The sequence below is a fragment of the Klebsiella sp. 4_1_44FAA genome (assembly GCF_000238715.1).
Classification (GTDB): domain Bacteria; phylum Pseudomonadota; class Gammaproteobacteria; order Enterobacterales; family Enterobacteriaceae; genus Klebsiella; species Klebsiella pneumoniae.
Window position 1 is genome coordinate 1 of sequence record NZ_JH414829.1, and the last position, 2,194, is coordinate 2,194.

General features: G+C 51.8%; 2 protein-coding genes and 1 pseudogene. 2 read left to right on the top strand and 1 reads right to left on the bottom strand.

The window, feature by feature from the left end; translation table 11 throughout:
- Window positions 1–352 (bottom strand): annotated as a pseudogene (locus tag HMPREF1024_RS00200) (hypothetical protein); the annotation flags it as partial.
- Between the two features lie 156 nt (window positions 353–508).
- On the opposite strand from HMPREF1024_RS00200, the gene HMPREF1024_RS00195 reads away from it, so the two are divergent.
- Together HMPREF1024_RS00195 and HMPREF1024_RS0127915 are read left to right on the top strand one after the other, a co-directional pair.
- Window positions 509–1,534, top strand: coding sequence for an IS110 family transposase (locus HMPREF1024_RS00195; protein WP_001101446.1), 1,026 nt, complete (start codon window positions 509–511; stop codon window positions 1,532–1,534).
- Between the two features lie 294 nt (window positions 1,535–1,828).
- The coding region (locus HMPREF1024_RS0127915) for an IS5/IS1182 family transposase (protein ID WP_032451470.1) at window positions 1,829–2,194 on the top strand (366 nt) is incomplete at its 3' end.

Below are 2,194 nucleotides of genomic sequence, written 5' to 3' on the forward strand. Positions count from 1 at the left end.
GGCCCGCAATGCCGGGAAACGAACGCGCTGAATAGCCGCCAGCAGTATTGTTTGTCAGCCTGCCGCCTGCGGAGGTTCGCGCAGAGTTGGCGGATTTATAGATATACGTATCGAACCACGTATCAATCGCCTCATCGGCAGGGCCAAACAGCCGTGGCTTGCCGTAAAAGTGATATTTCGTATACCGGATAGCATCAACCCAGCCCACTTTGAAAATCTCTGCCGCCGGATAGGGTGGGAGATACGGAATCGTGACCGCGGCATTTCGTTGCGTCCACGCCCCGCCATAGGCGTCGCCGGTAAAGCAATCACGGGCGACAACGAAACCGTTGCAAACGGAGTCGGCCCCCATAAACCAGCCCGTCAGACAGCAATCACGGATGAGGAAATTATCTTCAGTGGACCGGTCAAGAACGCCATTCGGCTTTGTTAATGGAATGGTCGCCTCCCATCTCTTGTGCCACAGTGGGACGATAAATCGTCACTCATTGAACGGAGCGCTGCTATCATGAACGTTAAAACTATTGGAATCGATTTGGCAAAAAACGTTTTCCAGATCCATGGGGTTGACGAGCACGGAAAACGGTTGTTCAACAAACAACTCAGACGGGCACAAATGGCCTCCTTTTTTGCCAACATCCCACCCTGTTTGATCGGCATGGAGGCCTGTGCATCTGCTCATTTCTGGGCCAATAAACTGATATCGATGGGCCATAATGTCAAACTGATGGCCCCTCAGTTCGTCAAACCCTATGTTAAAACCAATAAGCATGATGCTGCAGACGCTGAAGCTATTTGTGAAGCCGTCACTCGACCTAACATGCGGTTCGTGCCGGTCAAAACCGCTGAGCAGCAAGCCGTATTGGCACTTCACCGGAGTCGTCAGAGCTTCATCAAACAGCGAACCGCACAAGCCAATCAAATCAGGGGGTTATTGGCCGAATTTGGCATTGTCGTCCCCCGAGGTATCCAGCAGCTACAGCGACGATTACCTGAGCTCGTGGAAGATGCGGATAACCCGTTACCCGTCCTGTTTCGTACACAGCTGAGTCTACTACAGCACCACATGGCGTACCTGTTCGATGTCATCGCTACACTCGACAAGCAGATTGAGCAGTGCTATCGGCAAAATGCTCTCTGCCAGCGTATCGGCAAGATCCCTGGTATTGGCCCTGTTACCGCCAGCGCGCTGATTGCGACCATTGGTAAAGCCAACAATTTCGAGAATGGCCGACAACTGGCTGCCTGGCTCGGATTGGTTCCACGTCAGCACTCCAGTGGGGGTAAACAAGTCCTGCTCGGGATAAGCAAGCGAGGTGATACCTATTTGAGGACCTTGCTTATCCATGGTGCCAGGGCGGTATTGCAGTCGGCCAAACATAAACAGGATGCCGTATCGAGCTGGGCTAACCAGCTAATGGCGCGCCGGAATAACAACATTGCCTCGGTAGCATTGGCTAACAAGAATGCGCGGACTGTGTGGGCGCTCCTGGCCAAAGAGCGGGAGTATTGTGCACCAATAATAAGCGCTTAAGTTGCTTAATCAGTAAGACAGAAACAACACCACCGATTGCCCAGGCAAGCATGAAGTGATGGCAAGACAGGTCAGACCGCGATGGGGAAAACCCGGTTTATTCAAGGCTCCTGAAAGAGCGCTTTGTTGATAGAGGCCTCCATCAGCGTATTCCATCAGGGACAGAGGTATTTTACATCACCTCGGCAAAGTCCGGATCTATGGCTGCAATCGATGACCAGTAAAGCCACCACAACATATTTAGCTTGGCAAACAGGAGGCGACCATCTATGAATAAATCGAACTTTTGCTGAGTTGAAGGATCAGATCACGCATCTTCCCGACAACGCAGACCGTTCCGTGGCAAAGCAAAAGTTCAAAATCACCAACTGGCCCACCTACAATAAAGCCCTCATCAACCGTGGCTCCATAACTTTCTGGCTGGATGATGAAGCTATTCAGGCCTGGTATGAGTCAGCAACACCTTCTTCACGAGGCAGACCTCAGCGCTATTCTGACCTTGCCATCACGACTGTGCTGGTCATTAAACGCGTATTCAGGCTGACCCTGCGCGCTGCGCAGGGCTTTATTGATTCCATTTTTTCNCTGATGAACGTTCCGCTACGCTGCCCGGATTACAGCTGTGTCAGCAGGCGGGCAAAGTCGGTTAATGTCAGTTTC